Annotated in this window: 22 protein-coding genes and 2 tRNA genes; 6 read left to right on the forward strand and 18 right to left on the reverse strand. The window is 50.8% G+C overall.

Features of this window, described 5'->3' with window-relative positions:
* Positions 1-57 precede the first annotated feature (57 nt).
* From deoA to ACF8OF_RS04115, 10 genes are all read right to left on the reverse strand, one after another.
* A complete protein-coding gene (gene deoA / locus ACF8OF_RS04070; RefSeq protein WP_392495791.1) occupies positions 58-1,380 on the reverse strand; it encodes a thymidine phosphorylase in 1,323 nt (440 codons plus the stop codon).
* Between the two features lie 92 nt (positions 1,381-1,472).
* The gene (gene deoC, locus ACF8OF_RS04075; protein ID WP_392495793.1) at positions 1,473-2,252 is read right to left on the reverse strand and encodes a deoxyribose-phosphate aldolase; all 780 of its coding nucleotides are present in this window, start codon (positions 2,250-2,252) and stop codon (positions 1,473-1,475) included.
* A 446-nt stretch (positions 2,253-2,698) separates the two neighbouring features.
* The gene (locus tag ACF8OF_RS04080) at positions 2,699-3,976 is read right to left on the reverse strand and encodes a NupC/NupG family nucleoside CNT transporter (RefSeq protein ID WP_279797476.1); all 1,278 of its coding nucleotides are present in this window, start codon (positions 3,974-3,976) and stop codon (positions 2,699-2,701) included.
* A gap of 358 nt (positions 3,977-4,334) precedes the next feature.
* Entirely contained in the window at positions 4,335-5,117 is a 783-nt protein-coding gene (locus ACF8OF_RS04085) for a TatD family hydrolase (protein ID WP_262882652.1), read from the reverse strand.
* A gap of 4 nt (positions 5,118-5,121) precedes the next feature.
* Complete coding sequence (locus ACF8OF_RS04090) at positions 5,122-6,186, reverse strand: patatin family protein (RefSeq protein ID WP_392495794.1); 1,065 nt, start codon at positions 6,184-6,186, stop codon at positions 5,122-5,124.
* A 32-nt stretch (positions 6,187-6,218) separates the two neighbouring features.
* Positions 6,219-6,623, reverse strand: coding sequence for a BON domain-containing protein (locus ACF8OF_RS04095; protein WP_029991189.1), 405 nt, complete (start codon positions 6,621-6,623; stop codon positions 6,219-6,221).
* Positions 6,624-6,724: 101 nt separating this feature from the next.
* Complete coding sequence (gene prfC, locus ACF8OF_RS04100) at positions 6,725-8,314, reverse strand: peptide chain release factor 3 (protein WP_392495795.1); 1,590 nt, start codon at positions 8,312-8,314, stop codon at positions 6,725-6,727.
* A 124-nt stretch (positions 8,315-8,438) separates the two neighbouring features.
* Positions 8,439-9,671, reverse strand: coding sequence for a flagellin lysine-N-methylase (fliB, locus tag ACF8OF_RS04105; RefSeq protein WP_262882654.1), 1,233 nt, complete (start codon positions 9,669-9,671; stop codon positions 8,439-8,441).
* A 100-nt stretch (positions 9,672-9,771) separates the two neighbouring features.
* Entirely contained in the window at positions 9,772-10,224 is a 453-nt protein-coding gene (gene rimI / locus ACF8OF_RS04110) for a ribosomal protein S18-alanine N-acetyltransferase (RefSeq protein WP_392495797.1), read from the reverse strand.
* On the reverse strand, positions 10,193-10,603 hold the full coding sequence (locus tag ACF8OF_RS04115) for a DNA polymerase III subunit psi (protein ID WP_392495798.1): 411 nt from the start codon (positions 10,601-10,603) through the stop codon (positions 10,193-10,195). The genes rimI and ACF8OF_RS04115 overlap by 32 nt, the downstream gene beginning before the upstream one ends.
* Positions 10,604-10,694: 91 nt before the next feature.
* On the opposite strand from ACF8OF_RS04115, the gene rsmC reads away from it, so the two are divergent.
* The 3 genes from rsmC (at position 10,695) to ACF8OF_RS04130 (ending at position 12,032) form a co-directional block, all read left to right on the forward strand.
* Positions 10,695-11,708: a 16S rRNA (guanine(1207)-N(2))-methyltransferase RsmC gene (rsmC, locus tag ACF8OF_RS04120; protein WP_392495799.1), complete on the forward strand. Its 1,014-nt coding sequence runs from the start codon at positions 10,695-10,697 to the stop codon at positions 11,706-11,708.
* Positions 11,709-11,810: 102 nt separating this feature from the next.
* Positions 11,811-11,897 (forward strand) — tRNA-Leu (locus ACF8OF_RS04125).
* A 48-nt stretch (positions 11,898-11,945) separates the two neighbouring features.
* A tRNA-Leu gene (locus ACF8OF_RS04130) sits at positions 11,946-12,032 on the forward strand.
* A gap of 41 nt (positions 12,033-12,073) precedes the next feature.
* On the opposite strand, the gene ACF8OF_RS04135 is transcribed toward ACF8OF_RS04130, so the two are convergent.
* The 7 genes from ACF8OF_RS04135 to ACF8OF_RS04165 form a co-directional block, all read right to left on the reverse strand.
* A complete protein-coding gene (locus ACF8OF_RS04135) occupies positions 12,074-12,334 on the reverse strand; it encodes a DUF1435 family protein (protein WP_004237051.1) in 261 nt (86 codons plus the stop codon).
* A 179-nt stretch (positions 12,335-12,513) separates the two neighbouring features.
* A complete protein-coding gene (locus ACF8OF_RS04140) occupies positions 12,514-13,062 on the reverse strand; it encodes a GNAT family N-acetyltransferase (RefSeq protein ID WP_392495801.1) in 549 nt (182 codons plus the stop codon).
* On the reverse strand, positions 13,034-14,689 hold the full coding sequence (locus ACF8OF_RS04145) for a Na/Pi cotransporter family protein (RefSeq protein ID WP_279797491.1): 1,656 nt from the start codon (positions 14,687-14,689) through the stop codon (positions 13,034-13,036). Before ACF8OF_RS04145 ends, ACF8OF_RS04140 begins: the two co-directional genes overlap by 29 nt.
* A gap of 344 nt (positions 14,690-15,033) precedes the next feature.
* Positions 15,034-16,470: an alkaline phosphatase gene (phoA, locus tag ACF8OF_RS04150; protein ID WP_279797493.1), complete on the reverse strand. Its 1,437-nt coding sequence runs from the start codon at positions 16,468-16,470 to the stop codon at positions 15,034-15,036.
* A gap of 83 nt (positions 16,471-16,553) precedes the next feature.
* Positions 16,554-18,134, reverse strand: coding sequence for an alpha/beta hydrolase-fold protein (locus ACF8OF_RS04155; protein WP_392495803.1), 1,581 nt, complete (start codon positions 18,132-18,134; stop codon positions 16,554-16,556).
* 79 nt (positions 18,135-18,213) lie between these two features.
* Positions 18,214-18,840, reverse strand: coding sequence for an ATP-binding cassette domain-containing protein (locus ACF8OF_RS04160; RefSeq protein ID WP_262882662.1), 627 nt, complete (start codon positions 18,838-18,840; stop codon positions 18,214-18,216).
* 41 nt (positions 18,841-18,881) lie between these two features.
* Complete coding sequence (locus ACF8OF_RS04165) at positions 18,882-19,778, reverse strand: LysR family transcriptional regulator (protein WP_025153890.1); 897 nt, start codon at positions 19,776-19,778, stop codon at positions 18,882-18,884.
* 109 nt (positions 19,779-19,887) lie between these two features.
* Between ACF8OF_RS04165 and ACF8OF_RS04170 the strand changes: the two genes are divergently transcribed.
* Positions 19,888-20,334, forward strand: a complete 447-nt coding sequence (locus ACF8OF_RS04170; protein ID WP_279797500.1) for a PACE efflux transporter — start codon at positions 19,888-19,890, stop codon at positions 20,332-20,334.
* A 60-nt stretch (positions 20,335-20,394) separates the two neighbouring features.
* Here ACF8OF_RS04170 and ACF8OF_RS04175 read toward each other — a convergent pair whose 3' ends face one another.
* Positions 20,395-22,539 (reverse strand): autotransporter outer membrane beta-barrel domain-containing protein, encoded by a 2,145-nt coding sequence (locus ACF8OF_RS04175; protein WP_392495805.1) that lies wholly within the window; start codon positions 22,537-22,539, stop codon positions 20,395-20,397.
* A 174-nt stretch (positions 22,540-22,713) separates the two neighbouring features.
* Between ACF8OF_RS04175 and ACF8OF_RS04180 the strand changes: the two genes are divergently transcribed.
* Together ACF8OF_RS04180 and ACF8OF_RS04185 are read left to right on the forward strand one after the other, a co-directional pair.
* Positions 22,714-24,594: a glycoside hydrolase family 3 protein gene (locus ACF8OF_RS04180; protein ID WP_392495806.1), complete on the forward strand. Its 1,881-nt coding sequence runs from the start codon at positions 22,714-22,716 to the stop codon at positions 24,592-24,594.
* A 9-nt stretch (positions 24,595-24,603) separates the two neighbouring features.
* Positions 24,604-24,849, forward strand: coding sequence for a hypothetical protein (locus ACF8OF_RS04185; protein WP_392495807.1), 246 nt, complete (start codon positions 24,604-24,606; stop codon positions 24,847-24,849).
* The last annotated feature ends 758 nt before the right edge of the window (positions 24,850-25,607 follow it).

A 25,607-nucleotide genomic window follows, 5' to 3' on the forward strand; every position in this document is an offset into this window, starting at 1 on the left:
TCTCCTGTGTCAGATCACGTCAGGATGCAGGGCTCCGCGTGAATAACAAAATTGTTCTTATTCGCTGATCCGGCGGTAAATCAGCGGGGTATCGGTAACCGGGCTTTCACTGAGTGTGACCGCCTGACGCACTGCCTGAGCCGCTTCATTCCACGCATCTTCATTATTGGCATGGATCATCGCCAGCGGCATCTGTCCGTCAGCCACACTGTTGATCGGGGCAATATCACTTAATCCGACACTGTAGTCGATCGGATCGCTGGCCTTACGGCGTCCGCCGCCCAGCGAGACAACCGCCATCCCCAGTGCGCGGGTATCCATCGCGGTCACAATCCCTTCTGTCTCAGCATAGACCGGTTTACTGAGCACTGCCGATGGCAAATAGTGCGGATAACGTTCGATAAAATCAGCCGGTCCGCGCTGTGCGGCAATCATCTGTCCGAAAATTTCCGCTGCTTTACCATTATCCAGCACGCGCTGTAATTTTGCTTCCGCCTCTGTGCGGTCAGCCGCCAGCCCGCCGGAAACCAGCATCTCTTTACACAGCGCCATAGTGACTTCATACAGGCGCGGATTGCGGTACTCACCGGTCAGGAAACGCACCGCCTCACGCACTTCCACCGCATTACCGGCACTGGATGCCAGCACCTGATTCATATCAGTCAGCAGTGCCGTTGTCCGGCAGCCCGCGCCGTTGGCAACCTGCACGATCGCCTGCGCCAGCTGCTCCGATAATTCATAAGTCGGCATAAATGCCCCGGAACCGACTTTCACATCCATCACCAGCGCATCCAGTCCTTCAGCCAGTTTTTTGCCGAGGATAGAGGCAGTGATCAGCGGAATGGAATCCACCGTTGCCGTAATGTCGCGGGTCGCGTAGAAACGTTTGTCCGCCGGTGCCAGTGAGTTGGTCTGGCCGATAATCGCCACACCGGTCTCTTTAATGATACGGCGGAAGGTTTCATCATCCGGGAAAATATCAAAGCCCGGAATCGCTTCCAGTTTGTCGAGCGTGCCGCCGGTATGTCCCAGGCCGCGGCCCGAGATCATCGGGATATAGCCGCCACAGGCAGCCACCATCGGGCCGAGCATCAGGGAGGTCACATCCCCCACGCCGCCGGTGGAGTGTTTATCCACAACCGGGCCCGGTAAATCAAGGTTTTTCCAGTCCAGCACCGAGCCGGAATCGCGCATCGCCAATGTCAGCGAGACACGCTCCTGCGGGTTCATATCATGGAAATATATCGTCATCGCCAGCGCGGCAATTTGTCCCTCAGAGACTGAGTTATCACGCACACCGTTAATAAAGAAACGGATTTCTTCATCAGAGAGCGGGTGTCCGTCCCGTTTTTTGCGAATGATTTCCTGAGCCAGAAACACAGAGATCTCCTTAAAATACCGGATCCGTCCCGGTACCACAGATACCGGGTTAATCAGAAAGCCGGGCGGCAAAAGCAGCCCGGAAAGCGTGATTAATACTTGCTGTCAGATTTGGCGTCTGCGTAACCCAGTGCGTTGAGCAGGCTGGCTAACAGGCTGGATGCGCCAAAGCGGAAGTGACGGGGGTCAGCCCAGCCTTCGCCCATGATACGGTCAGCCATCGCCAGATACTGCGCAGCGTCTTCCGCAGTACGGACACCACCGGCCGGTTTGAAACCAACGGTTTTACCAACGCCCATATCACGGATCACGGTCATCATGATTTCCGCTGTTTCCGGCGTGGCGTTGACCGGCACTTTACCGGTGGAGGTTTTAATAAAGTCAGCACCGGCTTTGATGGCGATTTCAGATGCCTGACGAATTAACGCCGGATCTTTCAGCTCACCGCTTTCGATGATCACTTTCAGCAGCACATTGTGTTTCGCACAGGCTTCTTTGCAGGCTTTCACCATATCAAAACCAACCTGTGTATTACCGGCCATCAGTGCGCGGTACGGGAACACCACATCCACATCATCTGCGCCGTAAGCAATCGCCGCATTGGTCTCAGCCAGTGCAATCTCAATGTCATCATTGCCGTGCGGGAAGTTGGTGACAGTCGCGATACGCACGTCCGGCGTACCCTGCTCACGCAGAACTTTACGGGCCAGCGGGATAAAACGCGGGTAAATGCAGACAGCCGCAGTCTGGCCGGCCGGGCTTTTCGCCTGATGACACAGCGCGGTGACTTTCGCATCAGTATCATCATCATTCAGGGTGGTTAAATCCATTAAGGACAGCGCGCGCTGCGCTGCGGCGGTTAAATCGGTCATAAAACTCTCCAACGTATGTCTGCGCCGTTACCGGGCAGACGCAATATCTGAACGATGCAAAATGTGTTGGCGAGCGGGACTTGGTTCCGTGAAGACGTTGTTTCTCTTGAGCTAAGAGTTAACGCTGAGATCCTTCTCACCGCGCTGTCATACAGGTGACCTGACAAACAGAATCACCGAATCCGTTATAGGGTATCCATGCCGTATTTGAGCATGTCCCGGCGCTATAATACGTGCCTTTCATCACGTTTATATAACAGCATTTACATCAATACATATGATTATGTGATAAAAATCACGTTAATAGCCCGATATGCGCAAAATGACAGCACATATTCACGGCATAGTATAGCGCAGGAAAGGGATAAACAGGGAGAGACAGAAAGACAAGTACACTGAATCAGTGAATGCACAGGTGAACCGGGTTCACCTGTGCAGGAAGCGCTTTACAGTGCCAGGAAGAAACCGGCGATAGTTGCACTCATCAGGTTGGAGAGAGTACCGGCCATCACCGCTTTCATACCCAGACGTGCCACGTCTTTACGACGGTTAGGTGCCATACCGCCCAGGCCACCCAGCAGGATAGCAACGGAGGACAGGTTAGCAAAACCGCACAGGGCAAAGGAGATAATCGCTTTGGTGTGATCAGACAGCGGCTGTAAACCGGCAGCAATCACCTGCGTATCCGGCTTCAGGTATTCACCGAAATTCATATAGGCGACAAACTCATTCACCACAACTTTCTGCCCGATAAAGGAACCCGCCGTCATTGCCTCATTCCACGGAACACCAATCAGGAAGGCAATAGGTGAGAAGACCCAGCCGAGGATCAGTTCCAGTGATAACTGCGGATAGTCAAGCCAGCCGCCGATCCCGGCCAGGATACCGTTAATTAAGGCGATCAGCGCGATAAATGCCAGCAGCATTGCACCCACGTTCAGCGCCAGCTGCATACCGGAAGATGCACCACTTGCCGCCGCGTCAATGATGTTGGCAGGGCGTTCTTCTTCTGCCATACCGGCCATGGCTTCACGGCGGTCATCGAAATGCTCGGTTTCCGGTACCATCAGTTTCGCAAACAGCAGGCCACCCGGCGCCGCCATAAAGGATGCCGCGATCAGGTACTCCAGCGGTACCCCCATCTGCGCATACCCGGCGAGAACAGAACCGGCCACGGATGCCAGACCACCACACATCACCGCAAACAGTTCTGAGTTGGTCATTCCTGAAATATACGGACGCACCACCAGCGGAGCTTCCGTTTGTCCCACGAAGATGTTGGCTGTCGCGGACAGGGATTCGGTACGGGAAGTGCCCAGCAGTTTCTGTAAGCCACCGCCGAGAATTTTAATCACAAGCTGCATAATGCCGAGGTAATACAGAACAGCAATCAGCGAGGAGAAGAAAACGATAACCGGCAGAACGCGCAGGGCAAAGACAAAACCACCGCCGCCGAATACCTCGAACATTTTGTCGGATACCAGGCCACCGAAAATAAAGTCCATCCCTTTCTGGCCGTAGCCGATAACACTGGCGACACCGTTGGACATTGCCAGGAGGATTTTGCGTCCCACCGGGACATAAAGAACCAGCGCACCGATCAGCACCTGAATAATAAAGGCACCGGTGACAGTCCGCAGTTTGATTGCCCGGCGATCACTTGAAAACAGCACTGCGATAAAGATCAGCACTGCCATCCCGACCAGACTCATAAGGAGTTGCATGGAAGTATCCCTGTTCACGATAATGTAGAGTAATAGTCCTGTTCCGCATGCAGCTCAGAGCAGGACCCTGTGGCGCTGATTATACCCGGTCAGTCCGGTCAACAATCAACTTGCGTCACAAATAACGACTGAAAAAAGTAACAAAAAATACAAAAATATGATGACAATCACATTATTCAACTGTTTTTATCTGAAAAAACCCTGCTAAACCGGGAATTGGCGGGTATTTAACCAGATGACGACCGTGAAATAATATCCGCTTACAATTGTAAGTGATTTCGGGTGATTTGGCACACAGAATGCAGGCCGTACAGGACAAAATCGCGGAAAAATCGATTCAGGAACCTTAATCAGATGATTACAGCGAAAAAAGTGTACAGCTGTTGCGATAAATCTGAGCAGCAATTTCCTCCGGAGACTCACTGCGCAGTGAACAAAGCACCTCAAAGGTGCGGACAATCCGCTCCGGCCGGTTCGGCTCACCCTGAAAACCGCTGAGCGGCATATCCGGGGCATCGGTTTCCAGTAATAACGCAGAGAGAGGCAGCTGTGCGATTGCCCGCCGGGTCTTCTGCGCCCGGTCGTAAGTAATCGTCCCGCCGACCCCGATGTAATAACCCAGTTTCACAAAGGCATCCGCCTGGGAAAAACTGCCCGAAAAACCGTGAACCACTCCACGGCGGGGAACCGGATGACGGCGCAGAACCGCAGCAAGCGTGTCATGGGTTTTTCGGGAATGCAGAATAACCGGTTTATCTGTCCGCGCGGCCAGTTTCAGCTGAGCAATAAAAAAATCCAGCTGCTTATCCCACTGCGGCTCCGCCATATAGCGATCCAGCCCGATTTCACCTACTGCCACGCATTCTGTTCCGCTTCCGGTGATAAGCAACTCAAGCTGTTCCAGATGTTCAGGGGTGTGTTCTGCAATATAAAGCGGATGCAGACCAAACGCTGCGTGCAGGCGGGGACAGGTATCGCCGGATGACCGGCACAGCCCGGCCACGGTGCTGAGATTCCAGTGACTGACCGCAGGGATAATAATATCAGTCAGCCCGGCCTGTGCCGCTGCAGCTTTGTGGCGGGTAAGATCATCCGTAAAAAACGGGAAATCAAAATGGCAGTGGGTATCAATAAACGGCATTTATTCAGTCCGCCGGTTTTTTTAGTGAATGTTCCGGTGAATGCAATACCGCGGCGGTGCCGTCAGTGACGGGCAACCGAGAGTCGCTGTCGTTGGATGCGGGCGGAACCCTCAGTACGGAACGTCGTACCGGCTGATATGACGCCCAGCGCTCACCGAGTGTTGCCAGAAAATAGCGCCCGCTGCGGCGGCCCAGGCGGTAATCCTGCATCAGGGTTTTAACCCTGCTGCCGAGCGCATTACTCGCCAGTGGGGCATTAGGATAAATTTCAGCAATTTCAACCCCGGGCGGCGGTGACTGAATAAATTTTTGTGTCCGGTAATAACTTTTGGCGTGCTGTTTCATCATGGCAACCATCCGTTTCAGATGGCTTTTTTCCAGCCAGCGTTCCATTCGTTTCACCCATTCCGGGGTGTAATAGAGCTGTGACGGCACTGTCCGGATCACCACAATCCGGGTGGCACCGCGCCGCCATGCCTCAATAACCGGCACTGCATCACTGATGCCGCCATCATGATAGGTGATACCGTCAATCTCCACCCCTTCACGGTAGAATCCCGGGATGGCGCTGGAGGCTTTGATATATTCCAGCCAGTCTTCCGCCTGCGGGCTGAAATACGCGGCATTCAGATTATCCGCCCGGCTGGCGCACATATAAAATTCCTGCCCCTTCTCAAAGCGCCGCAGTGCATGCGCAATATCCAGCGGACATTCTGCAGAGGTTGACGAAATAAGCCAGTCGAGATCGATAAGATTTCCGCCGCGGATAAAACGCAGCGGATTAAAGAATTGTTTGTCCGTGGTGTAACGGGTGATGACATGACGGGCGTAGCCGCGCTGACCGCACAAATAGGCCGACAGGTTCTGCGCTCCCGCAGAAGTACCGATCAGTAAATCAAACGGGTTAAACCCGGCTTTGAGAAATTCATCCAGCACCCCGGCGGTAAAAATCCCGCGCTGACCGCCGCCTTCACAGACCAGTGCCAGTTTACCGGCTGCCTGAAGCGGATCAGGCAACCAGGCCAGCGGTGCGATTTTCCCGGGCGTTACCGGGATATACGTTCCCATCCTGTCTTCCCCCGGCGCAGATTATCTGCCGGTTATTTATATTGCCCGATACTGACTTCCACCGCGCGGACGCCGGGGATGCCTTTGGCAATATCGATGATTTTTGTACGCTGAGCATCAGTGGTGACAAACCCGGAGAGATACACAGTACCGTTAATGGTTTTTACAGCGATATCATTGCTGTCAATGTCATTTGCACTTAACAACTGCCCGCGGATTTTCGCGGTGATGGTGCTGTCATCCACCAGCAGTGAGGCATCTTTTACCGCGCCGTCAAATTTCTGCTCTGCCTGCTTACCCAGATCTTCCGCAGACTGAGAAGCACTGTCCCACGCCTGCCCGGCTTTCTGACTCAGCGATTCCTCCGCCATGGCGGATGCACTGAACAGTGTGCCGCTGACCAGCAGAACAGCCAGTGATTTCATGGTATTGCGCATTATCGTCCCCTTCTTTATTTTCATGATGAACATCATCTGTCCGTCAGTGTATCTTAACTCCGCCATAAAAAAAACGCGCCCGGCGGCGCGTTATTTTTCTGTCAGTGTTCGCGGGTTTTGTGGAAACTCACATCCGGATAGCGTTCTGCGGTGAGATTAAGATTCACCATAGTCGGTGCGATATAAGAGAGGTTATCGCCGCCGTCGAGTGCCAGATGCAGTTCATTTTTACGTTTGAACTCTTCCAGTTTCTTCACATCGTTACACTCCACCCAGCGGGCGGTAGAGACGTTAACCGCCTCATAAATCGCTTCGACGTTGTATTCGCTTTTCAGACGGGCAACCACCACATCAAACTGAAGCACCCCCACCGCGCCGACAATCAGGTCGTTGTTTGCCAGCGGACGGAAAACCTGCACAGCGCCCTCTTCAGATAACTGAACCAGCCCTTTGAGCAGCTGTTTCTGTTTCAGCGGATCACGCAGACGGATACGGCGGAACAGTTCCGGTGCGAAGTTAGGGATGCCGGTGAATTTCAGAATCTCGCCCTGAGTGAAGGTATCACCAATCTGAATGGTACCGTGGTTATGCAGCCCGATAATATCACCGGGATAGGCGCAATCCACATGCGCACGGTCACCAGCCATAAAGGTCAGCGCATCGGAAATCACCACGTCTTTTTTGAGACGCACCTGATGCAGTTTCATGCCTTTTTCATACACACCGGAGACAATGCGCAGGAATGCCACGCGGTCACGGTGTTTAGGGTCCATATTGGCCTGAATTTTAAACACAAATCCGGTAAATTTGTCTTCTTTCGCCGTCACTTCACGGACATCGGTCTGACGCGGCATCGGTGCCGGTGCCCAGGAAACCAGGCCGTCCAGCATATGATCCACCCCGAAGTTCCCCAGCGCGGTACCGAAGAAAACCGGCGTCAGTTCACCGGCGAGGAACAGTTCCTCATCGAATTCATGGGATGCGCCCTGCACCAGTTCCAGTTCATCACGCAGCTGCGCCGCCAGCTCTTCACCGACAGCGGCATCCAGATCCGGGTTATTCAGCCCTTTTACAGTGCGGACTTCCTGAATGGTATGCCCCTGACCGGTCTGATACAGATAGGTTTCATCGCGGTACAGGTGATAGACCCCTTTGAACAGCTTACCGCAGCCGATAGGCCAGGTAATCGGCGAGCAGGCAATTTTCAGCTCGTTTTCCACTTCATCCAGTAACTCCATCGGGTCACGGATATCGCGGTCAAGTTTGTTCATAAAGGTCAGGATCGGGGTGTCACGCAGACGGGTCACTTCCATCAGCTTACGGGTACGATCCTCTACCCCTTTTGCCGCATCGATCACCATCAGGCAGCAGTCCACCGCCGTCAGGGTGCGGTAGGTATCTTCGGAGAAGTCTTCGTGCCCCGGGGTGTCCAGCAGGTTCACCAGTGCATCGTGATACGGGAATTGCATCACAGATGTGGTGATGGAGATCCCGCGCTGTTTTTCCATCTCCATCCAGTCAGATTTGGCGTGCTGGTTAGAGCCGCGCCCTTTGACTGTCCCGGCTTTCTGGATAGCCTGTCCGAACAGCAGGACTTTTTCGGTAATGGTGGTTTTACCGGCATCGGGGTGCGAAATGATCGCAAAGGTGCGGCGCTTGGCCACTTCCTGTAAAAATGCATTATTTGACATCTGAGCGTTCTTCTGGGGCTGTGAGGCAGAAACACCCGGTTTCCGCCTCTGATTTCTCATTAATAGGGCTTATTTTCGCCCGGTTTGCCCCGTGAAACAACAAAAGCTTGAAAATCAGGCCCTGTCAGTTGTCCAGCAGGCAGATACAGGCGAGTGCATCACTCATCCGGCAACTCTCCATCAGTGCCAGTAAATCCTTATTAATATCACCCATATGCATTTTCAGTGAAAAATACGCTGCCAGCAAAAGCTGAACATCACGTTCCGTCAGAAGCCGTTTTTCCGTTGCCGCCAGTGCTGCCAGATTGGTGCGCAGATAGAAATAATCCATGACCAGCAAACTGAGGTGAGACAATGCATTATCGGTACCGGCAGCATCACCGCCAAAATTATCCGCGTGCGGAAACTGACTGTGATACAGCAGATAAGCAAACAGATTGCGCAGCGTGTACGACTCACTCAGACAACTGTCCTGCTGCTGCACTTTCCATTCTGCCCGCAGGCGTGCCATATTCTCTTCCGTGCGGGCTGTCGTCTGCTGATCGTCCAGCCCCAGCTGGTTCAGCGTGTTGATATAGGTTGAAAGTAAAAAAGGGCCGTTACGGGATAATTTCGGAATAAATTTGCCATACACACTCAATATCCCCGTCTGAAAACTGACCGGATGCGGCAGTGCTCTGCGTTCTGCAGTCAGTTCCCCGTTTTCCGTTGCATTGAGCAGGAATTCATACACACCCTGAATACGATCAAAATTCGTCTCAATATCATAGTTGAGTTTGCTGATAAACGTCAGTAACTGCATGACGGCATAGAGATTATCCTCAAACTCCGGTGACGGTGCCTGCACCAGGTTCATACACCAGAGATACACTAGGTATTTCGGGTCAGTCAGCGCGGCATCCTGTGGTATTTTTTTCAGGAACTGATCTTCTTCCGTTAACTGCATGGCATCGGCGGAAAACAGCAGCTGGCGGACAACCTCCGGACAGGAGAGTGACAGACGTTTAAACGTTGCATTCTGATATTTTACTTCACTGCGCGGGTATTCCCGGCAGGTATGACTCATTGCCGAAGGACCGAGTTTGCTGTAAATTCCGCACAGCCGTTTTTCTGTCAGAAACGGACACAATTTTTTTTCCGTCAGCCGGATATAAGCATATGCCCCCGGGCGGTCTGATTTTAGTACATAATCCTGTGAAATTTGTTTAATTTCAATACTGTCTGCACTGTGATATTTTTTGTAGGTTTTTTTATCAATACTGATAAACCAATCCTGGCAACAGTGTGACAGGCACTCAGAACCAACGCATTCAAAGCGCCGGATAAACATTGGTGTGATAATTTTATGGATAAACATGACGGAGAGCGCCTGTGATAAAAGTATATTATCACGATAGCATGGAAAGAAACCCGGGAAATGGATGAAAAAACACCGTTTTATCTGACTTATCGCGCTATTACATTCCGAAACTCAGATAAAGCGCCATAATCAGTGCATCCTCTTTACCCTGTGCCGCCGGATAATAGTTCTTCCGCACCGAGACCTCATTAAAACCAAGCGATTCATACAGCGCAATCGCCGGGCGGTTTGATGCCCTGACTTCCAGCCAGAGTGTCGCAATCCCTTTTGCTGTCAGGTCTTCAATCACTTTTTCCAGTAACTGACGGCCATAACCTTTCCCCTGGTGCTCAGGCGAAATCGCAATATTAAACAGCGTTGCTTCATCCAGTACGGTCTGGTTGATAGCAAATCCGGCCAGTTCCCCGTCTGCGTCCAGTTTCAGGTTATGGTAGCGTTCGCCGTGATTGCTGCGGAATGTGGCTTCACTCCAGGGATAAGCATGAGCGGCCTGTTCAATACGGAATGCGGCGGCAAAATCAGCGGGAAGCAGCGGTGACAGTCTGGTCATAATGATAAATTTGTGTCCATAACCCGCGTTTTGCCTGCGCATCCTGATACAGATCGGCAATACGGGGGGAGTGTAATGAAGGCAGTGAATCCGGCAGTTCAGCTTCCGTTCCCGGCAGCCAGCACAGGCAGTTTGTCTGCGCCGGGATACTCTGTACATTGTCCGGGGTGATGCAGTACACATCCTCTGCCGTAATATTCAGGCTGCGGAAGATATCGCTGAGTAAATCACAGGTGAGATCTGCCTGCTCATCGGTTATGATCAGCAGACGTGCCGAAGCCGGGATCTGTACAGACAGTTCCCCTTTCAGGCGCTGCGGCTGACGCAGCGTCCATTGGGTGATCCCCATCTGAGCCAGCATTCTGTCTCGTCGCGTCATAATGTATCCCTGAAATAACAAACGACACTATCTTAGCAAAGCGCGCTGCCCGCGCCAATGCTGCCGAATTATGATTTACAGGAGTTAACGGATGTCCATGCTTACCCCGGCCAGTGAAGTGATTTTACGTCATGCAGACGAATTTACCGGGAGCCGTGTCCTGCTTGCCGGAGACATTCAGGACTCCCTCGCTGCACAGCTTTCCGCGCAGTCAGTGTATGTCAGCACCAGCCAGTATCATCAGTGGCAGGCCCTGCGCGCTGCGCTGGGTGATCGCGCCGCATTTGCGCTGACCGTCAGCCCGGAAGCTGCCGCACAGTGCGACACCCTGATCTATTTCTGGCCGAAGAGTAAACAGGAAGCCCTGTTCCAGCTGACACAGATTTTTTCCTGCCTGCCGGTTGGCAGTAATATTTTTATTGTCGGTGAAAACCGCAGTGGTGTCCGCAGTGCGGAAAAAATGACAGAACCGTTCACCGCACTGCGTAAAATCGACAGCGCACGCCGCTGCGGCCTCTATTACGGCGAACTGACCACCCCGGCACACTTTGCCCTGCAGGAGTGGATCGGCAGTTATACCGCAGAAGGTGCGCAAATTGTGACGCTGCCGGGGGTATTCAGCCAGGACAATATTGATGCCGGCAGTGCGCTGCTGCTGGAATCACTGAACCAGCCGGTGACCGGCTCACTGCTGGATATTGCCTGCGGCAGTGGCGTTATCGCGACTGTACTGGCAAAACGTAATCCGGGGCTGACCCTGACACTCAGTGATGTCTCTGCCGCCGCTCTTGAGGCCGGACGTGCAACCCTGGCACGGAACCAGCTGGAAGGCCGGGTGATCGCCAGTGACGTGTATTCAGATATCAGTGACCGCTATGACTGGATTGTTGCCAACCCGCCGTTCCATGACGGTCTGAACACCAGCTACAGTGCCGCACAGCGCCTTATCTCCGGTGCCAAAGCCCGCCTGAACCGCGGCGGAAAATTGTGTATCGTGGCCAACGCCTTTTTACCGTATCCGGATCTGCTGGACAGCACGTTCGGTCGGCATCAGGTTCTGGCGCAAACCGGTAAATTTAAGGTCTACCTGGCCACAAATGCCTAATAATTAAGCGAAGTCACCAATTTTGATAAAAAATTATTGACGGCGCGGATAAAACCGCTAAAATCCGCCTCCATGCTATCAGTGACAAGATAGTTCTGAATTGCGAGGGTGGCGGAATTGGTAGACGCGCTAGCTTCAGGTGTTAGTGTCCTTACGGACGTGGGGGTTCAAGTCCCCCCCTTCGCACCAATCAGATCTTATCACACACAACTGACAGCAGATTGAATGACAGTACCTGCGAGGGTGGCGGAATTGGTAGACGCGCTAGCTTCAGGTGTTAGTGTTCTTACGGACGTGGGGGTTCAAGTCCCCCCCTTCGCACCACTGTTATGACAATCTTCTGCAATAATCTTTACTTCCGGATATCACATCCTCAGATGCTCGAACCAGAGCAGACTTCCCAGAACAAATGCAATACCTGCCGGAATCAGCAGGAAATGACGCAATACGCGGTTATACAGCATCGGCATTGTCAGCAGGATCACCACTGCTAACGCAATACGCGCAGCATCCTGTTCATGCCCCTGTGATAAAAACAACACGACCGGTATCAGCGCCAGCATCATGCCACCGACCCCGGTTAACTGCTGCCAGAAAAACGATGAAAGCGGGTGTTTGATTTGCATCACAGCCACTCCTTACAATAACGAAATGAGAATCATTCCTGTTATCATAAATAATCTGCCGCCTGTTGCAACCGATTTTTCGCATAAAATGCAAAAAAGGTGCATGATTATATACCTGAAAATCATACACCTATAATTAATGTGTCTATAAATTGAACGGATATTAATGTGTTAAATGATCAGTTCCGGAAAAGAAACACAAAATGAATATCTTCCGGTTCAAGGGCAAACAGCGCCGGATCCGGCTTTGCGATCAGTTCACATCCCAGATGCTGATAAAAATGCACGGTATTTTCTGACGGAATGGATGAAACATAAAACCCCTTTGCGCCCATCTCTTTTGCTGCCGTTTCACAGCAGGCAAAGAGCTGACGACCAATCCCTCTGCCCCGGTATGCTTTGCTGATATGCAGGAAGGAGAGCTGACGCAACGCCGTTTCATCTTCCTCAAATGCCACCGGGCGCGGATCAACACTGGCGGCAGCCACCAGCATCTCTCCGTCAAATACCGCGAAAAACGGCGCACCGCGATCAAAACTGTCCAGCAGGATCGGCGTGTAATGCTCCGCCTCGCCCGTCGGCCAGTCACGCATGTCAAAGCGCTGCGCGGAGAGCACCAGCTCCCCGTGCTGATGCAGGTACAGGTGTTCAATCAGTTCGGTCCGGTCAATTGACCAGACCTGCGGTATTTCCTGCCGTTCAAGCTGTCTCGTGAGAAGTATCATCATTTGTTGTCTCTGTTTTTATCTCTGCGACACCTTCTAACACATGATAGGCCACAGAGCAAAACAGAGAGTTCAGACGCTTCATATCCCCCAGCAGCCCGATATGTAACCGGCTGCTGCCGATGCTCTGCAGATTGTTGACATGCAGCCGCTCCACATGGGCAAAAGAATAACGCTGATTCAGCAGACGGAACCGGTGTTTTGCCCGGCGCAGCCGCCGTGCATTATCCACATCCCCGGACACAAACACTGACATCGCCAGATTGAGGTTATTCTGCAACCGCGACATCATGGTAGTCAGTTCACCGTAGCCGTCCTTCGAGAAGATACGTTGCGGGTCGGCTGTCTGGTTCGCCACATCGTGGGACATCCGCCCGATAATCAGGGACGACTGCTGAAGCGACATCGCGGTATCAATCACCTCCGCCCAGCGCCGGGAATCGCTTTCCCCCAGCTCGGTTTGCTGTAACTGTGCCAGATAGAGCTTGATACTGCTGTGCAGCAGCTCCGCTTCTTCTTCCAGGTGCCCGATCAGCCGTTTCTGCTCACCTTTACCCGCCAGCTGGCTGTCAAAACGCTGAAGCATCTGCTCAATCACATCCCCCAGACGCAGGGTTTCCCGCACCGCATTAGCCAGCGCAAGAGACGGGGTATCGAGCGCGCTCTGATCCAGATAACGGGGGGCAGCGCTGTCCTCTTCCGCCTCCGGTTCGGCGATCAGCCGCTGACACAGCCGTGCCATCGGTTTTACCAGCGCCAGCATCAGTACGCAGCGGACCAGGTTATAGACCACATGGAAATAAATCACGACTTCCGCCGCCGGCAGATTATACTGGCCGATCCAGAGCGCCAGCGGTTTCACCCACGGCAGCACCAGCACACAGCCAATCAGCTTAAACAGCATACTGCCGAGCACTACCTGACGTGCAACCGCATTCTGACCACGGCTGCTCAGCATGGCCAGGAACCCGCTGCCGAGATTGGAGCCGATGACGATCGCCAGACTGATATGCAGCGGTACCAGACCGGTGGCACTCAGGGTAGCCGTCAGCAGCACCGCCGCCAGGCTGGAGTAACTGATCATGGCAAACAACGCCCCCACCAGCAGCGCCAGTACCGCATCCCCGCTCAGTGACGTGAAAACAGCCTGAACCGCAGAGGCCTGTGTAATCGGCTCTGCGGAGGACACTATCAGCTGAAGCGCCAGGATAATCAGACCCAGCCCGATACCCACCCGACCCAGCTGCCCTGTCCGGCTCTTTTTCTGACTGAGAAACGTAGTGACTCCCGCCAGGATCAGCAGTGGTGAGAGCCAGGAGAGATCAAACGTCAGCACCCGTGCCATCAGTGCCGTGCCGACATCCGCCCCCAGCATAATCACCAGCGCGGGCGGCAGCGCTATCATGCCCTGCGCCACAAACGAGATCACCAGCAATGCGGTGGCATTACTGCTCTGCACCAGCGCAGTTACCCCCAGACCGGCGAGAAACGCCCGTGATGTTTTCCGGATGCTTTTTTCGAGGAGACGCCGCAAATCCGCGCCAAAGACACGCATAATTCCGGTCCGGACAATGTGTGTCCCCCAGACCAGCAGCGCAACCGATGAAAGAAGATGGAGTAATGTCAGCATAGTGTTTTTGTCAGCATAAAGTTCCGTTAAAACGATCAGATCAACGGTATATCACACAGGCACTGTGCCGCAATGTGATAATGGTAATAAACACCGCCGCTATCAGAAGAAAAAAATCGCATAAAACACACAGTTTTACGGAATACAGGATATCTGTCCCGGAGCCGGGACATCGGATAAGTATACCTTATGGTAAATATATTTCAAAAATCATCATGTTACAAAAAATAATAAAAAACCGCCGGCACAGAGTACCGGCGGCAGCCACTGCTGAAATCAGCAAAATGATGCAATCAACATGAAGAAAAGCACTTCAGAACAGTGTGAATATCAGGTACCGCAGATTACTTCAGTTCCATCGCATCCCGCATGGTAAAGAACAAATCGGTCTGATCCGTCAGCCCCACCACATTCGCCGCACCCGGACCATAAGCTGCCACACGCAGCTGGGCACCGGTATGCTCCTGCGAATCTGATTCCGAGTTACCGTAGTTAACTGCCATCACGCTGCCGTCTTTGGTCAGCAGTGCCTGAGTCAACCCCGGTGAGACCACATCCGCCTCAATAATCTGGCTGGAATGAGCATGGTCAGCTGTGACAATCACCAGTGTGTCACCGTGTGTTTTCGCGTATTCCATACCGATCTGCACCGCTTCATCCAGCGCGACCGTTTCACCGATCTGACCGCAGGCGTTTGCCGCATGATCCTGTTTATCAATGGAGGCGCTTTCCACCTGTAAGAAGAAGCCGTTTTCATGATCTTTAAGCAGATCAATGGCTTTTTCAGTCATCTGAGCCAGTGTCGGGGCATTCGGGTCCAGTTTTGAACTTGGTTTACACTCCACGACAGGTTTATCGAGGTTGCCGCGGTAGGACGCTTTCGGGCCTTCCCACGCCACTTCCATATTGCCGTCACTGAATAATCCGAGCACCGGTTTATCCTGATTTGCCGCTTTCACATCCGCCAGCGATTTGGCATCTTTCACAACCAGATAACCGCGTGCCGCAGCCTGCTCTTCCAGGGTTTTTCCGGCATAGTCCCCGGCTTTGGCTGTCTGGCGGAAACTCTTCGCGCCGCCGCCGAGCGTGACATCCGCACGGGCATTCAGCAGCTGCTCACTGATAGAGCCCAACCCGCCGTTTTCCAGTGCATCGGCACTGCAGCGCTCTGCGGTTTCTTCCGGACCGTAGCATTTACGCTGGCTGATATGAGAGATCAGGGCTGCCGGTGTGGCATCCTGAATTTCAGATGTGGTGACATTCCCGGTCGCTTTGCCGTTCTTCTTTGCCAGCTCGAGAATGGTGGTGTGCGGTTTGCCGGTAACATCGATGCCCAGCGCCCCGTTATAGGTTTTCACCCCGGACGCCCAGGCAGTCGCAGAGGCAGCGGAGTCAGTCACATAATTCGGTTTCTGTGTTTTCTTATCGAGCGCATACGTGGTGTACTGACCGGTCAGCGGCAGGGCATCAATCCCTTTAAACACGCCGCCCGCGCCTTCTGCATAGTTACGCGCCACGGTAATTTCGGAATCACCCATTCCGTCGCCGATAAACAGAATCACATTTTTTGCTTTGGTCTGACCGATAGCCGCTTTCAGCGCCTCAGTCTGATCGGATGACAGACGGCGCGCACCGCCGAACTCCGTGATATTGCCTTTGGCGGCGCGATCCTGTGCCAGAATGGCATCGGCATTCCCCGCTGCAACTGCCGGTAATGCAGAGCCCGTCAGCAGTGCCAGAACGGCAGCTGCAACCCGTGTTTTCATCGTCGCATGAAGCATGAGCAGAATCCTTGTCATTAATAAAACGTAGTCAGTTATCAACGCAGGACAGCCTAATCCGCTCTTATGACATCAGCGTGACACTATTGTGACCTCTTTGTGTCAGTCAGATACATCAGCCCGGAATGCAGAGTTTCGCACCATGAGACATAGTCATGTCCGCCCGGGCGCTCCTCACGGGTAACCTCGTAACCTTTTTCCTGTAAAATCTGATACAGCGCCCGGTTGTTATGCAAAATCCCGCCGGCACCGGCACGGGTTTCAAACACACCGGCCTCAAGGAAAAACCGCAAAGGAAGTTTGTGAGTACCTGCAAACTCGCGAATCAGCCATTCCGGCGGCTCTCCCTCCGGTGACCACCAGTAAGAGCCGGACATACTCAGCACATTGCCAAAACGGTGAGGTAATTTCATCGCATTCCAGGAAGACGCAAGACCACCGTAACTGCTGCCGGAAACAATGGTCCGGCCGGCCGGGATATCAATACCCTGCTGTACAAGCCACGGCATCAGCTCTTTATCCAGAAACTGCGGGAACAGCTCATTCGGCGGCAGCTCTTTGCCGCGCTGTTCACTGCTGATGCTGTCCACCATCACCACATACAGCGGCGGAATTTCCCCGCGCTTCACCCACTGATCAATAAATGTGACGATATGATAGTTTTTGCGGTATATCTGCCCGTCAAACAGCACCAGCAACCAAGGCTCCGCACCCGGCTCCGGCGGGGTATACACTGCAATTTCCCGCTGATTATTCAGGATATCGCTGTGCAGCTGATGCAGTGCCACCGTACCAAAAACCGGCTGTTGTCCGGGCGTCCGGAAATCACACACTCTGTTGTTATCTAACGCAATAATGGCATGGCGATTGAATTCATCCGCCCCGTCTGCACCCGCACTCAGCGGGTTACGCGGATCCGCCTGTGCCGTGCTCAGCAGCGCTTTGCGGCGGGCACCTTCAACGGAACGGTCAAGCTGCGGAATATCCGGGGCGATTTTATACTGGCTGACAGTCTCTGCGGGAACAATGTAGGAGCGATACCAAATATCGGTATCATTCAGTCTGGCCATCGGATCATGCTGTCCGGAAGGCGCGCCAAGTATGTAAGCATTCACTTTCGCACCTCGCCAGAGGAAAGTGATCCGTTTGTGGTGCTCGTCATACTCCTCAACCAGCGGCGTTTCTGTCACCGCCTGCCAGAAAGCCGAGGTATCCCCCCCGTTAACCCGCGTTATCAGCTGCTGCAGGCGAACACTGTCCACCGGCAGGGAGAGGTTTTCAACCAGCGGCTGATACGGATAGTTAGTAAGCGCCAACTTCCATTCAGAGCCGGGTATACCCTGTGAGGTCAGTGTCCAGGTGTCATCAAACGGTAATGTGAACGTCACAGATTGCATTTCGGTGACAGGATTATCGGTAAGCAGCGCACGGCGGGGTGTCATCTGACTGTCATAGAGTGACAAATCACGGACATTCTCACTTTCCGCGATCACAACCTGTTTTTCTGACAGCGGCAACTGCACACAAGCCTGTCCGTTGTGATCAAACGTGCCGGTAATCACCACCGTCTGTTTCTCATCCGGAGCGGAAAGTGACTGGCAGGAAGCAGAGGCCTGCGCGGAAAATGCAGAGAATGCCGCGCAGCAGAGCAGAGTTTTTTTCACGTCGCTGATCCTTCAAAATCAGTAATAATTATCATTATTATTTATCAGCTTCGTATTTTTATGTCACCGGACAGAAAAGTCAAACCGCCACATCAGACAGCAGGCTATCCTCCGGCTCCCCGGCAACCCATACCGATGTGCAGACCTTGTCCAGCAGCGCCTTATTGTGACTGAACACGACCAGTCCGAGCGGCCGTTTCTCTGATTCTTCAATCAGCACCTGCCAGATTTGCGCCTGAATATGTGCATCCAGCTGCGCGGTCACTTCATCGGCGATCAGGAAACGGGTACGCGGATCTAACGCCCGCAGCAGTGCGATTCTCGCCAGTTCCCCGCCGGACAATTCATCCGGACGGCGTTCCAGCCAGTGAGGCTCAATACTGAGCTTTTCCAGCCATTCCGCATCCGGTTTCCAGGCATCATATAACCCGGCACCGGTCGTACGGTACGGGTTAAAACACTTCTCCGGATGCTGCGGCACCAGTTGCACCGGACAATAGCCGGTTTTCGGTACCGGCTTGCCGTCGAGCAGCAGTTCCCCGGCATGCGGCTGCTGCCACTGTGCCAGGATCCGCCCCAGCGTTGTTTTCCCGAACCCGCTGGGTGCGGAGATCCCCAGACGCTCACCGGCATTCAGCCGGAAAGAAAGGCCGTCCCACAATGTTTTTCCGCCCTGAATAACCTGTAAATCGCGGATTTCAAACATACGCTTTTCCTCTCTGCTGATTTATCCCGTTATCATAACAACTAATTTCCCGCAGACACACGGCTTTCCGTCAGCAACCCGATACACTCCTGCGCACCACGTTTAAGCACATCCCCTTTCCGGCTGACAATATGCACCGGCAGCACCAGACCGTTGCGGGTATTGCGGAATGACAGTACCTTCAGTGTCCCGGACGCCACTTCCGCCCGGATCATCGATTCCGGCAGATTCCCCCAGCCGATACCCGCTTTAACCAGTCCCAGCGCCATCGAAAAATTATCGGTCTGCCAGGTTTTTGTCGCCACCTGAGAACGGACATCACTGAGAGAATGGTGATGGCTGGCAATCACAACTTGTTTTATCTGTACCAAATCCTCAATATAAACAGATTGTTGCTGCGAAAGTGAAGGATGTGTGGCTGAAATAGTCGCCACCAGGGATTCATAGCCGATACAGTGAAACTGCTCACGCGGATCCACATGCAGCCCGCCGAACACCAGCGCCAGCTGGATCCGCCCCTGATGCAGCAATGGCAGGATGTCATCCTGCGGTGCGGACAAAATCTCCGTTTTCAGCAACGGATAACGCTGATTAATGATCTGCAGTGCAGCAAACAGGCACGCCGGGTTCACATCCGTTGCCACACCGACAGCCAGTGTACTCTCCACACCCTGTGTCAGTTCACGGGTAAACACATTCAGCTGATGAATTTTATCGGTTATCTCTCTGGCATACGGCGCCAGCGCCAGGGCTCTTTCTGTCGGTACCGGCGCTCTGCCAGAACGTTCAAACAGTGCAAACCCCAGTTCCGCTTCCAGATTACTGACCGCCATACTGACCGCTGACGGCACCCGGTGCAGTGCCCTTGCGGCAGCTGAAAATGAGCCTTTCTCCAGCACGGTCAGAAAAAGCTGTAAATTATCACTGTTAAACGGCATTCCCCCTCCTTCCTGTCAGAAAATCTGATAGTAGCTGACTTTTATTATCATCTCTATTGATTTACCTTTCCGGCCTTCTCTATTTCAGCGATACACTCAGGATACAAATATGCAGGGTTTAAAACGAAAACTGGTCTTTATCACCACTTATGAGATTATCGGCTGGATCATCTCATCCTTAGGACTGGCGTTACTTTCCGGTAATTCAGCCGGGGTGACCGGACCGCTGGCACTGGTGATCACCACCATCGCCGTCAGCTGGAATTTTATCTTTAATACTCTGTTCGAGTTCTGGGAATCCCGGCAGGTGTCCCGCATCCGGACATTCCGCCGCAGACTGGTGCATGCCGTTCTGTTTCAGCTGACACTGGTGGTTTTCCTTATCCCGCTGATTGCATGGTGGTTATCGGTCAGCTTAATACAGGCTTTTCTGCTGGATTTTGCCCTGATTATTTTTATTCCGATCTACACATTCTTCTTCAACTGGGCATTTGACAAACTTTTCGGGGTGCCGGCTTCCGCATTACCCCGGGAAGAGACCGCCACGCATCAGTAACGATATTAAAAAAGCCATACCGGAGAAACGGTATGGCTGTTTATCTGATAAAAATAAACATCAGAAACTGACTTTCAATCCGATATAAGCACTGACCGGTGATTCATTTTTATCACCATGACGATAACCCAGGCTGCCGGTTATCCGGGTATCCGGTGTCAAATCAATCGTTGCGCCCAACTGGTATTTACCGGTAGTGGTTTCATTTCTGGCGGAAAAATCTTTTTTATTCAGCGTCACTTTATTATTTTTCACAAACTCATGTGAAACACCGATATTCACAAAAGGACTGACGCTGATGTCATTAATTTTCGTCTTCATGCTGAGACGTGACCCCAATTCCCCGTTCACACTGTCACTGTTATGCTCATGAATATCCATTCCGTTCGATAACTGATATTTTGCCTCACTGAAACGACTGTAATCTATCCGCCCGTAAGGCGTTAAGCTGATTTCCGGTGTAATAATCAGTTTCTTTCCGGCTTCCGCACTGACGGTCAGCGCATTTTGCTTAAATGAGCCATCAACTGCTCCGCCACCACTGCTTTGAGTATTAACACGATTTTTAAAATGCGAGCCTTTCAGCATACCGGCGATATACCCATCCTGATATTGCCAGTGGGTATAGCCACCGATAGCAAAACTGTCCGTATTGCCCTGCCCCGGTGTATAATCAAATGTTGATCGGGTTTTCCCTGCGCTGGTAAATAAACCGAATGCAATATCCCCGTAACGCGCTTTATTGACTTTATCGTAACCGATTTCCAGAATATTCAGGCTGTTTCTGAACGCACGGCTTTTACTGTCACTGAATTTTGTATTGTCATAGCGGTAATTTGCCCAGGCTCCGTATTTCTTATCTGATAAATCATCTGTGATATAGCGTCGTGACGGTCCGGACATGTTCTCACTGCGCAGTATCTGACGATTTACTGATGCCATTGATAACCCGGCCAGTGCGCTGTTGGACAGTACATCCCGGAGCTCAGGTATACTGGTATCATCAGTAACATCCTTTCCGGTTTCCGTATCAATTTCCTGAATATACTCATCGTTTTTATCAATATCCGGTTCGCCCTGAGTTTCTCCGTCAGGATCAATATCCGGGTACGGAATATGGTCTGCTTTTGTCGCTAAATACCAGGTGGATTTCCCGTTACTCTTTATACCTTTAATCAGCCGGTATTTATAAATACCCAAGTCAACCACACCATTCTTTCCGGCTAATTTAAAACTCGCATTACCCTTATTAATTTCAATCAGCTCAACAGTTTCATCCGGGTCAGTAATATCCTTTCCGGTATCATAAACATTGACGTTAAATTTCCCGGTTGCTTTATTGGTTACCACTAATTTATCACCAACATCATCTGCAATTTGAGTATGGAATGAAAACGTTCCCTGCCCGCTGAGATTCTTTACCACTAACTGATTAAACGTTACATTTCTCTTATCCAGAGAGGGTTTAAGGTAAACTGAGCCGTGATCCAAATGAAGTTTATTGATCTCTGAAACCTGAAAATAACTATCAGGATCAACATCTATATCCCGCCCTGCCCATCTCAATGATGAGTTATCATTTGTTATTACTGTAGATATATCCTGAATATAGAGAGTACCGGCAAGATTCATCTGCTCTATAAATGTATTTTTACCTGAACCATAATAAGGATTGTTATCCAAAATGACGAATGCTCTGCGTTCAACATTCAGTGCGCTGCGACTTTCACCGCCGATATGAAAACGCAGAACACCCAAATCTCTGACAGATGTATTACTGACAATACCGTCTTCATGGACATTAACAATTCCCTGACCAATGATCTGCGTATCTGTCGCTTTTCCGCCGCTGTACACATCAACCTGACCATCACGGCCTGCCGGACGGTATATGTCTGAACGACTTTCACTGTTTAGTTCAGAAGCCGTTCTCGGGGCACCCACCTTAGCTTTATCCAGGATACCGCCATCATCCACCTCAACACTGCCATGATCAAAAACCCAGCTGTTGATTGACTTTCCGCCCTGACTAATTGTTTGTCTCCCGTCATCACCAGAACCCGGCTTAATGCCAACCTGATTATCAATAACGGTCTTGTTCGTAACGTCCTTTTCATATTGATAGGTTATAGCCGCCGAAGCAGTCATTGAATTCACTAAAAGTACGCCGCAGATTGTATTTGCCAATACTGTCTTTTGCATCATTTTTTGATTTCCTTATTCATCCGTTATATCCTGCTGACAAACAGAAATTAGAACAAAAATCCGCCGGATAACGCTATCAGGATAAAAGGAATTATTAGTAGTCTGATAATTCAGAAAATAAAAATAAACGGCAATAATAAATAATTGAAAGAACATCATGAAAAGGATGTCATTATGAAAAAATCAATACTGTTATTTATAATACTATTCAGTTTCAGGGGAATTGCTGAACCACTGACGCATCAGGAGTTGAATACACTGAGAAAAAATCCTGAGCAGGCAGCTGAACAAATTGTTGCATCAATGAGCAGGACAGAAAAAATCGGTCAACTGATGATGCTTGATTTTCGCTATTGGGATATGTTCCGGAGTCCTGTCTCTATCCCTGTCATTAATATAAATAACGATATCAAAGATATCATCTATCGTTACCGGTTAGGCGGCGTTGTATTATTCAGGGAGAATTTAATTGATACTCCGCAAACAGTAAAACTGATCAATGATATTCAATCCTCCCGTTATCGTCTTCCGTTATTTATCAGTACTGACCAGGAAGGCGGATATATCACCCGGTTACGGGTCGGCACAGAAATGCCGGGAAATATGGCCCTGGGTGCTGCCCGTGATCCGGAATCCGCAAGATTAACCGGTAAAATTCATGGCAGTGAGCTATCCGCTCTGGGATTTAACATGAATTTTGGCCCGGTCGTGGACATCAATAATAATCAGGATAACCCGGTTATTGGTGTAAGGGCTTATTCTGACAGAAAAGAGCTGACAGAAATTTTGTCGGTTGAATATATCCGTGGTATTCATCAGTACGGACTTATCACTGCTCTGAAACATTTTCCCGGCCACGGCAATGTCTCAACGGATTCACATGTCTCTCTTCCGGTTGTCACATCAGATGAAAAAAGCTGGCGGCAAACAGAATTACCGCCATTTACTTATGCACTGCAACATGGCGCAGACGCAGTTATGACTGCACATATTATTGTACCGGCACTGGATGATACAAAAATAATAACCCGGGACGGTTCAGAAACGGGAACACCCGCCACATTATCCAAACCTATCCTGACCGGTATATTACGCAATGAACTTCATTTTCAGGGGCTGATAATTACGGATGCCATGGATATGAAAGCCATCACTGATAACTTTGAGCTCAATGTTGCCGTTGAGCATGCTCTGTCCGCAGGTGCAGATATTATCCTGATGCCGGTAAAAATGTGGGATCAAGATGCGGTTAAGCGCCTTGATAATTTATACCGCTACCTGGATGAACAGGCACAAAAAAACCCGGAACTACAGCAACGTATTGATGAATCAGCAAAACGGGTGGTTGTGATGAAACTGAATAACGCTCTCAGCGGGGCACCTGCTGATTCGGTGAAAGCGCAGCAAATTGTTGCTTCAGCAGAACATAAAAATCAGGAAAACAAAATTTCAGAACAGGCTGTTACCATTATAAAAAATGACGGCATCCTGCCTTACCAACTGAAACCGGATAATAAAATTTTGGTAATTTCTGATGAATATCCCCGTAATCAGTTAATTAAAAAACATCTGAATGATATTGCGCAGGAAACGGAAATCCGAATTCATGTCACTACACAAAAAATAAAAACAGATCAGAAAACACTCTCTGAAAAGAGAGTCAGCACTATGATCAGCGGGCAGGATATTATTTTACTGGTCACCTACAACCTGCGGAGCCGCGATACAAATGCACAAATTATCATCAACTCCGCCAATAATGCGGACATTCCTGTCGTCGTGATATCGTCACGGGATCCATACGATATTGCGCGTCTGAGCAATGTAAAAGCCAATATTGCCATCTATGGTATTACCGGGTTTGATATCACAAATGGTCAGCGTAACGCACTGGAAACGAATATCCGGAGTGGCTTACGGACGTTATTTTCCGATAAAAATGCCCGTCCGCTTAATTATCCCGGCGGACGTTTACCCGTGGATATTAAAGATCCGGAAAGTGGTATTATTTTATACCCTTATGGCACAGGGGAAACCTATGATAGATTGAAATAAGGAGTAAGCATGAATTTATCCCGTACTGCTGTAATGCTGAGTATTACCGGTCTAAGCATCAGCTTTTCCGCTGTAACAGCGGCAGAGGAAAAAGGATTGAGCCCGCTGGAGCAATGCTATCAGTCTGTCAGGGATGCACCACGGACAAAAATTGCAGGCTGCCTGGATGCAAAGCTGAATACCGCAAATACCCGGCTGAATGCCGGTATCGCTATGATGCCACTCTCGGCGGTAGCGGTGCCGGCGATATCATGAAAGCCTGTCAGATTGAATTGACAAATTGGCGGATAAAACAGCTGCAGGAAAATTAATCCACAGAAAACAACAGATAATCTTATTCCGGCACAGAAATACCAACCCGTTTATTTAAACCACAGCGCTGATTAGCCGATTCATTATCTGCTTGTTTTTCTTCACTGATTTCACGAATCTATCCTGAAGATATCATCCCCGGCAACATTTATTACTATTACTGTTGTATCCCTGTCTTGCTCTGAAACAACTAAGGTAAGTATATACATTATCTGCAAACTACCATTATTAACGTAATTATCCGAATACCTGTTGGAGAAGAAACTCAGTTTTCTCTGGTGATTTAAGGAAATAAGACCGGGAAATATCAGAGTGATGATGAAAGTATCGTTGTAATGACAGATAAAATACAAACGGAATTATTTTGCTGAGTGTTACCGGTAGTCCGGGAAGGAGATGATTTAGCTTATTTGTTTGCATTCTGAGGAATATGAAAGATATCAGAAAGATGACAGCGATACATGTATATAGTGCACTTTCTCACCGTGATTCATTATGATCTACTCAGGACGGATTGTCGTGCCGGATGCCCTGCGACATACCGGACAGACCAGTTTTTTTTCTCTTTCAACGATGACCCCGATACTGTTTGCTTCTGCCCGTCACTATCTTAGCAAACTTTGATTCATGCTATCCGGTTCAGAACACGTATTCAGGTGAAAAATATTTTTTCTTTCCCCCAAACGCAAAAAAGCCACCCA

Source organism: Morganella sp. TYF_1 (assembly GCF_043105645.1).
Taxonomy (GTDB): domain Bacteria; phylum Pseudomonadota; class Gammaproteobacteria; order Enterobacterales; family Enterobacteriaceae; genus Morganella; species Morganella morganii_B.

Excerpts from the sequence above, each read along its gene's own strand:
- deoC (WP_392495793.1), bottom strand. The coding sequence starts at position 2,252 with ATGACCGATTTAACCGCCGCAGCGCAGCGCGCGCTGTCCTTAATGGAT.
- ACF8OF_RS04080 (WP_279797476.1), bottom strand. The coding sequence starts at position 3,976 with ATGCAACTCCTTATGAGTCTGGTCGGGATGGCAGTGCTGATCTTTATC.
- ACF8OF_RS04085 (WP_262882652.1), bottom strand. The coding sequence starts at position 5,117 with ATGCCGTTTATTGATACCCACTGCCATTTTGATTTCCCGTTTTTTACG.
- ACF8OF_RS04090 (WP_392495794.1), bottom strand. The coding sequence starts at position 6,186 with ATGGGAACGTATATCCCGGTAACGCCCGGGAAAATCGCACCGCTGGCC.
- ACF8OF_RS04095 (WP_029991189.1), bottom strand. The coding sequence starts at position 6,623 with ATGCGCAATACCATGAAATCACTGGCTGTTCTGCTGGTCAGCGGCACA.
- prfC (WP_392495795.1), bottom strand. The coding sequence starts at position 8,314 with ATGTCAAATAATGCATTTTTACAGGAAGTGGCCAAGCGCCGCACCTTT.
- fliB (WP_262882654.1), bottom strand. The coding sequence starts at position 9,671 with ATGTTTATCCATAAAATTATCACACCAATGTTTATCCGGCGCTTTGAA.
- rimI (WP_392495797.1), bottom strand. The coding sequence starts at position 10,224 with ATGACCAGACTGTCACCGCTGCTTCCCGCTGATTTTGCCGCCGCATTC.
- ACF8OF_RS04115 (WP_392495798.1), bottom strand. The coding sequence starts at position 10,603 with ATGACGCGACGAGACAGAATGCTGGCTCAGATGGGGATCACCCAATGG.
- rsmC (WP_392495799.1), top strand. The coding sequence starts at position 10,695 with ATGTCCATGCTTACCCCGGCCAGTGAAGTGATTTTACGTCATGCAGAC.
- ACF8OF_RS04135 (WP_004237051.1), bottom strand. The coding sequence starts at position 12,334 with ATGCAAATCAAACACCCGCTTTCATCGTTTTTCTGGCAGCAGTTAACC.
- ACF8OF_RS04140 (WP_392495801.1), bottom strand. The coding sequence starts at position 13,062 with ATGATGATACTTCTCACGAGACAGCTTGAACGGCAGGAAATACCGCAG.
- ACF8OF_RS04145 (WP_279797491.1), bottom strand. The coding sequence starts at position 14,689 with ATGCTGACATTACTCCATCTTCTTTCATCGGTTGCGCTGCTGGTCTGG.
- phoA (WP_279797493.1), bottom strand. The coding sequence starts at position 16,470 with ATGCTTCATGCGACGATGAAAACACGGGTTGCAGCTGCCGTTCTGGCA.
- ACF8OF_RS04160 (WP_262882662.1), bottom strand. The coding sequence starts at position 18,840 with ATGTTTGAAATCCGCGATTTACAGGTTATTCAGGGCGGAAAAACATTG.
- ACF8OF_RS04165 (WP_025153890.1), bottom strand. The coding sequence starts at position 19,778 with ATGCCGTTTAACAGTGATAATTTACAGCTTTTTCTGACCGTGCTGGAG.
- ACF8OF_RS04170 (WP_279797500.1), top strand. The coding sequence starts at position 19,888 with ATGCAGGGTTTAAAACGAAAACTGGTCTTTATCACCACTTATGAGATT.
- ACF8OF_RS04175 (WP_392495805.1), bottom strand. The coding sequence starts at position 22,539 with ATGATGCAAAAGACAGTATTGGCAAATACAATCTGCGGCGTACTTTTA.
- ACF8OF_RS04180 (WP_392495806.1), top strand. The coding sequence starts at position 22,714 with ATGAAAAAATCAATACTGTTATTTATAATACTATTCAGTTTCAGGGGA.
- ACF8OF_RS04185 (WP_392495807.1), top strand. The coding sequence starts at position 24,604 with ATGAATTTATCCCGTACTGCTGTAATGCTGAGTATTACCGGTCTAAGC.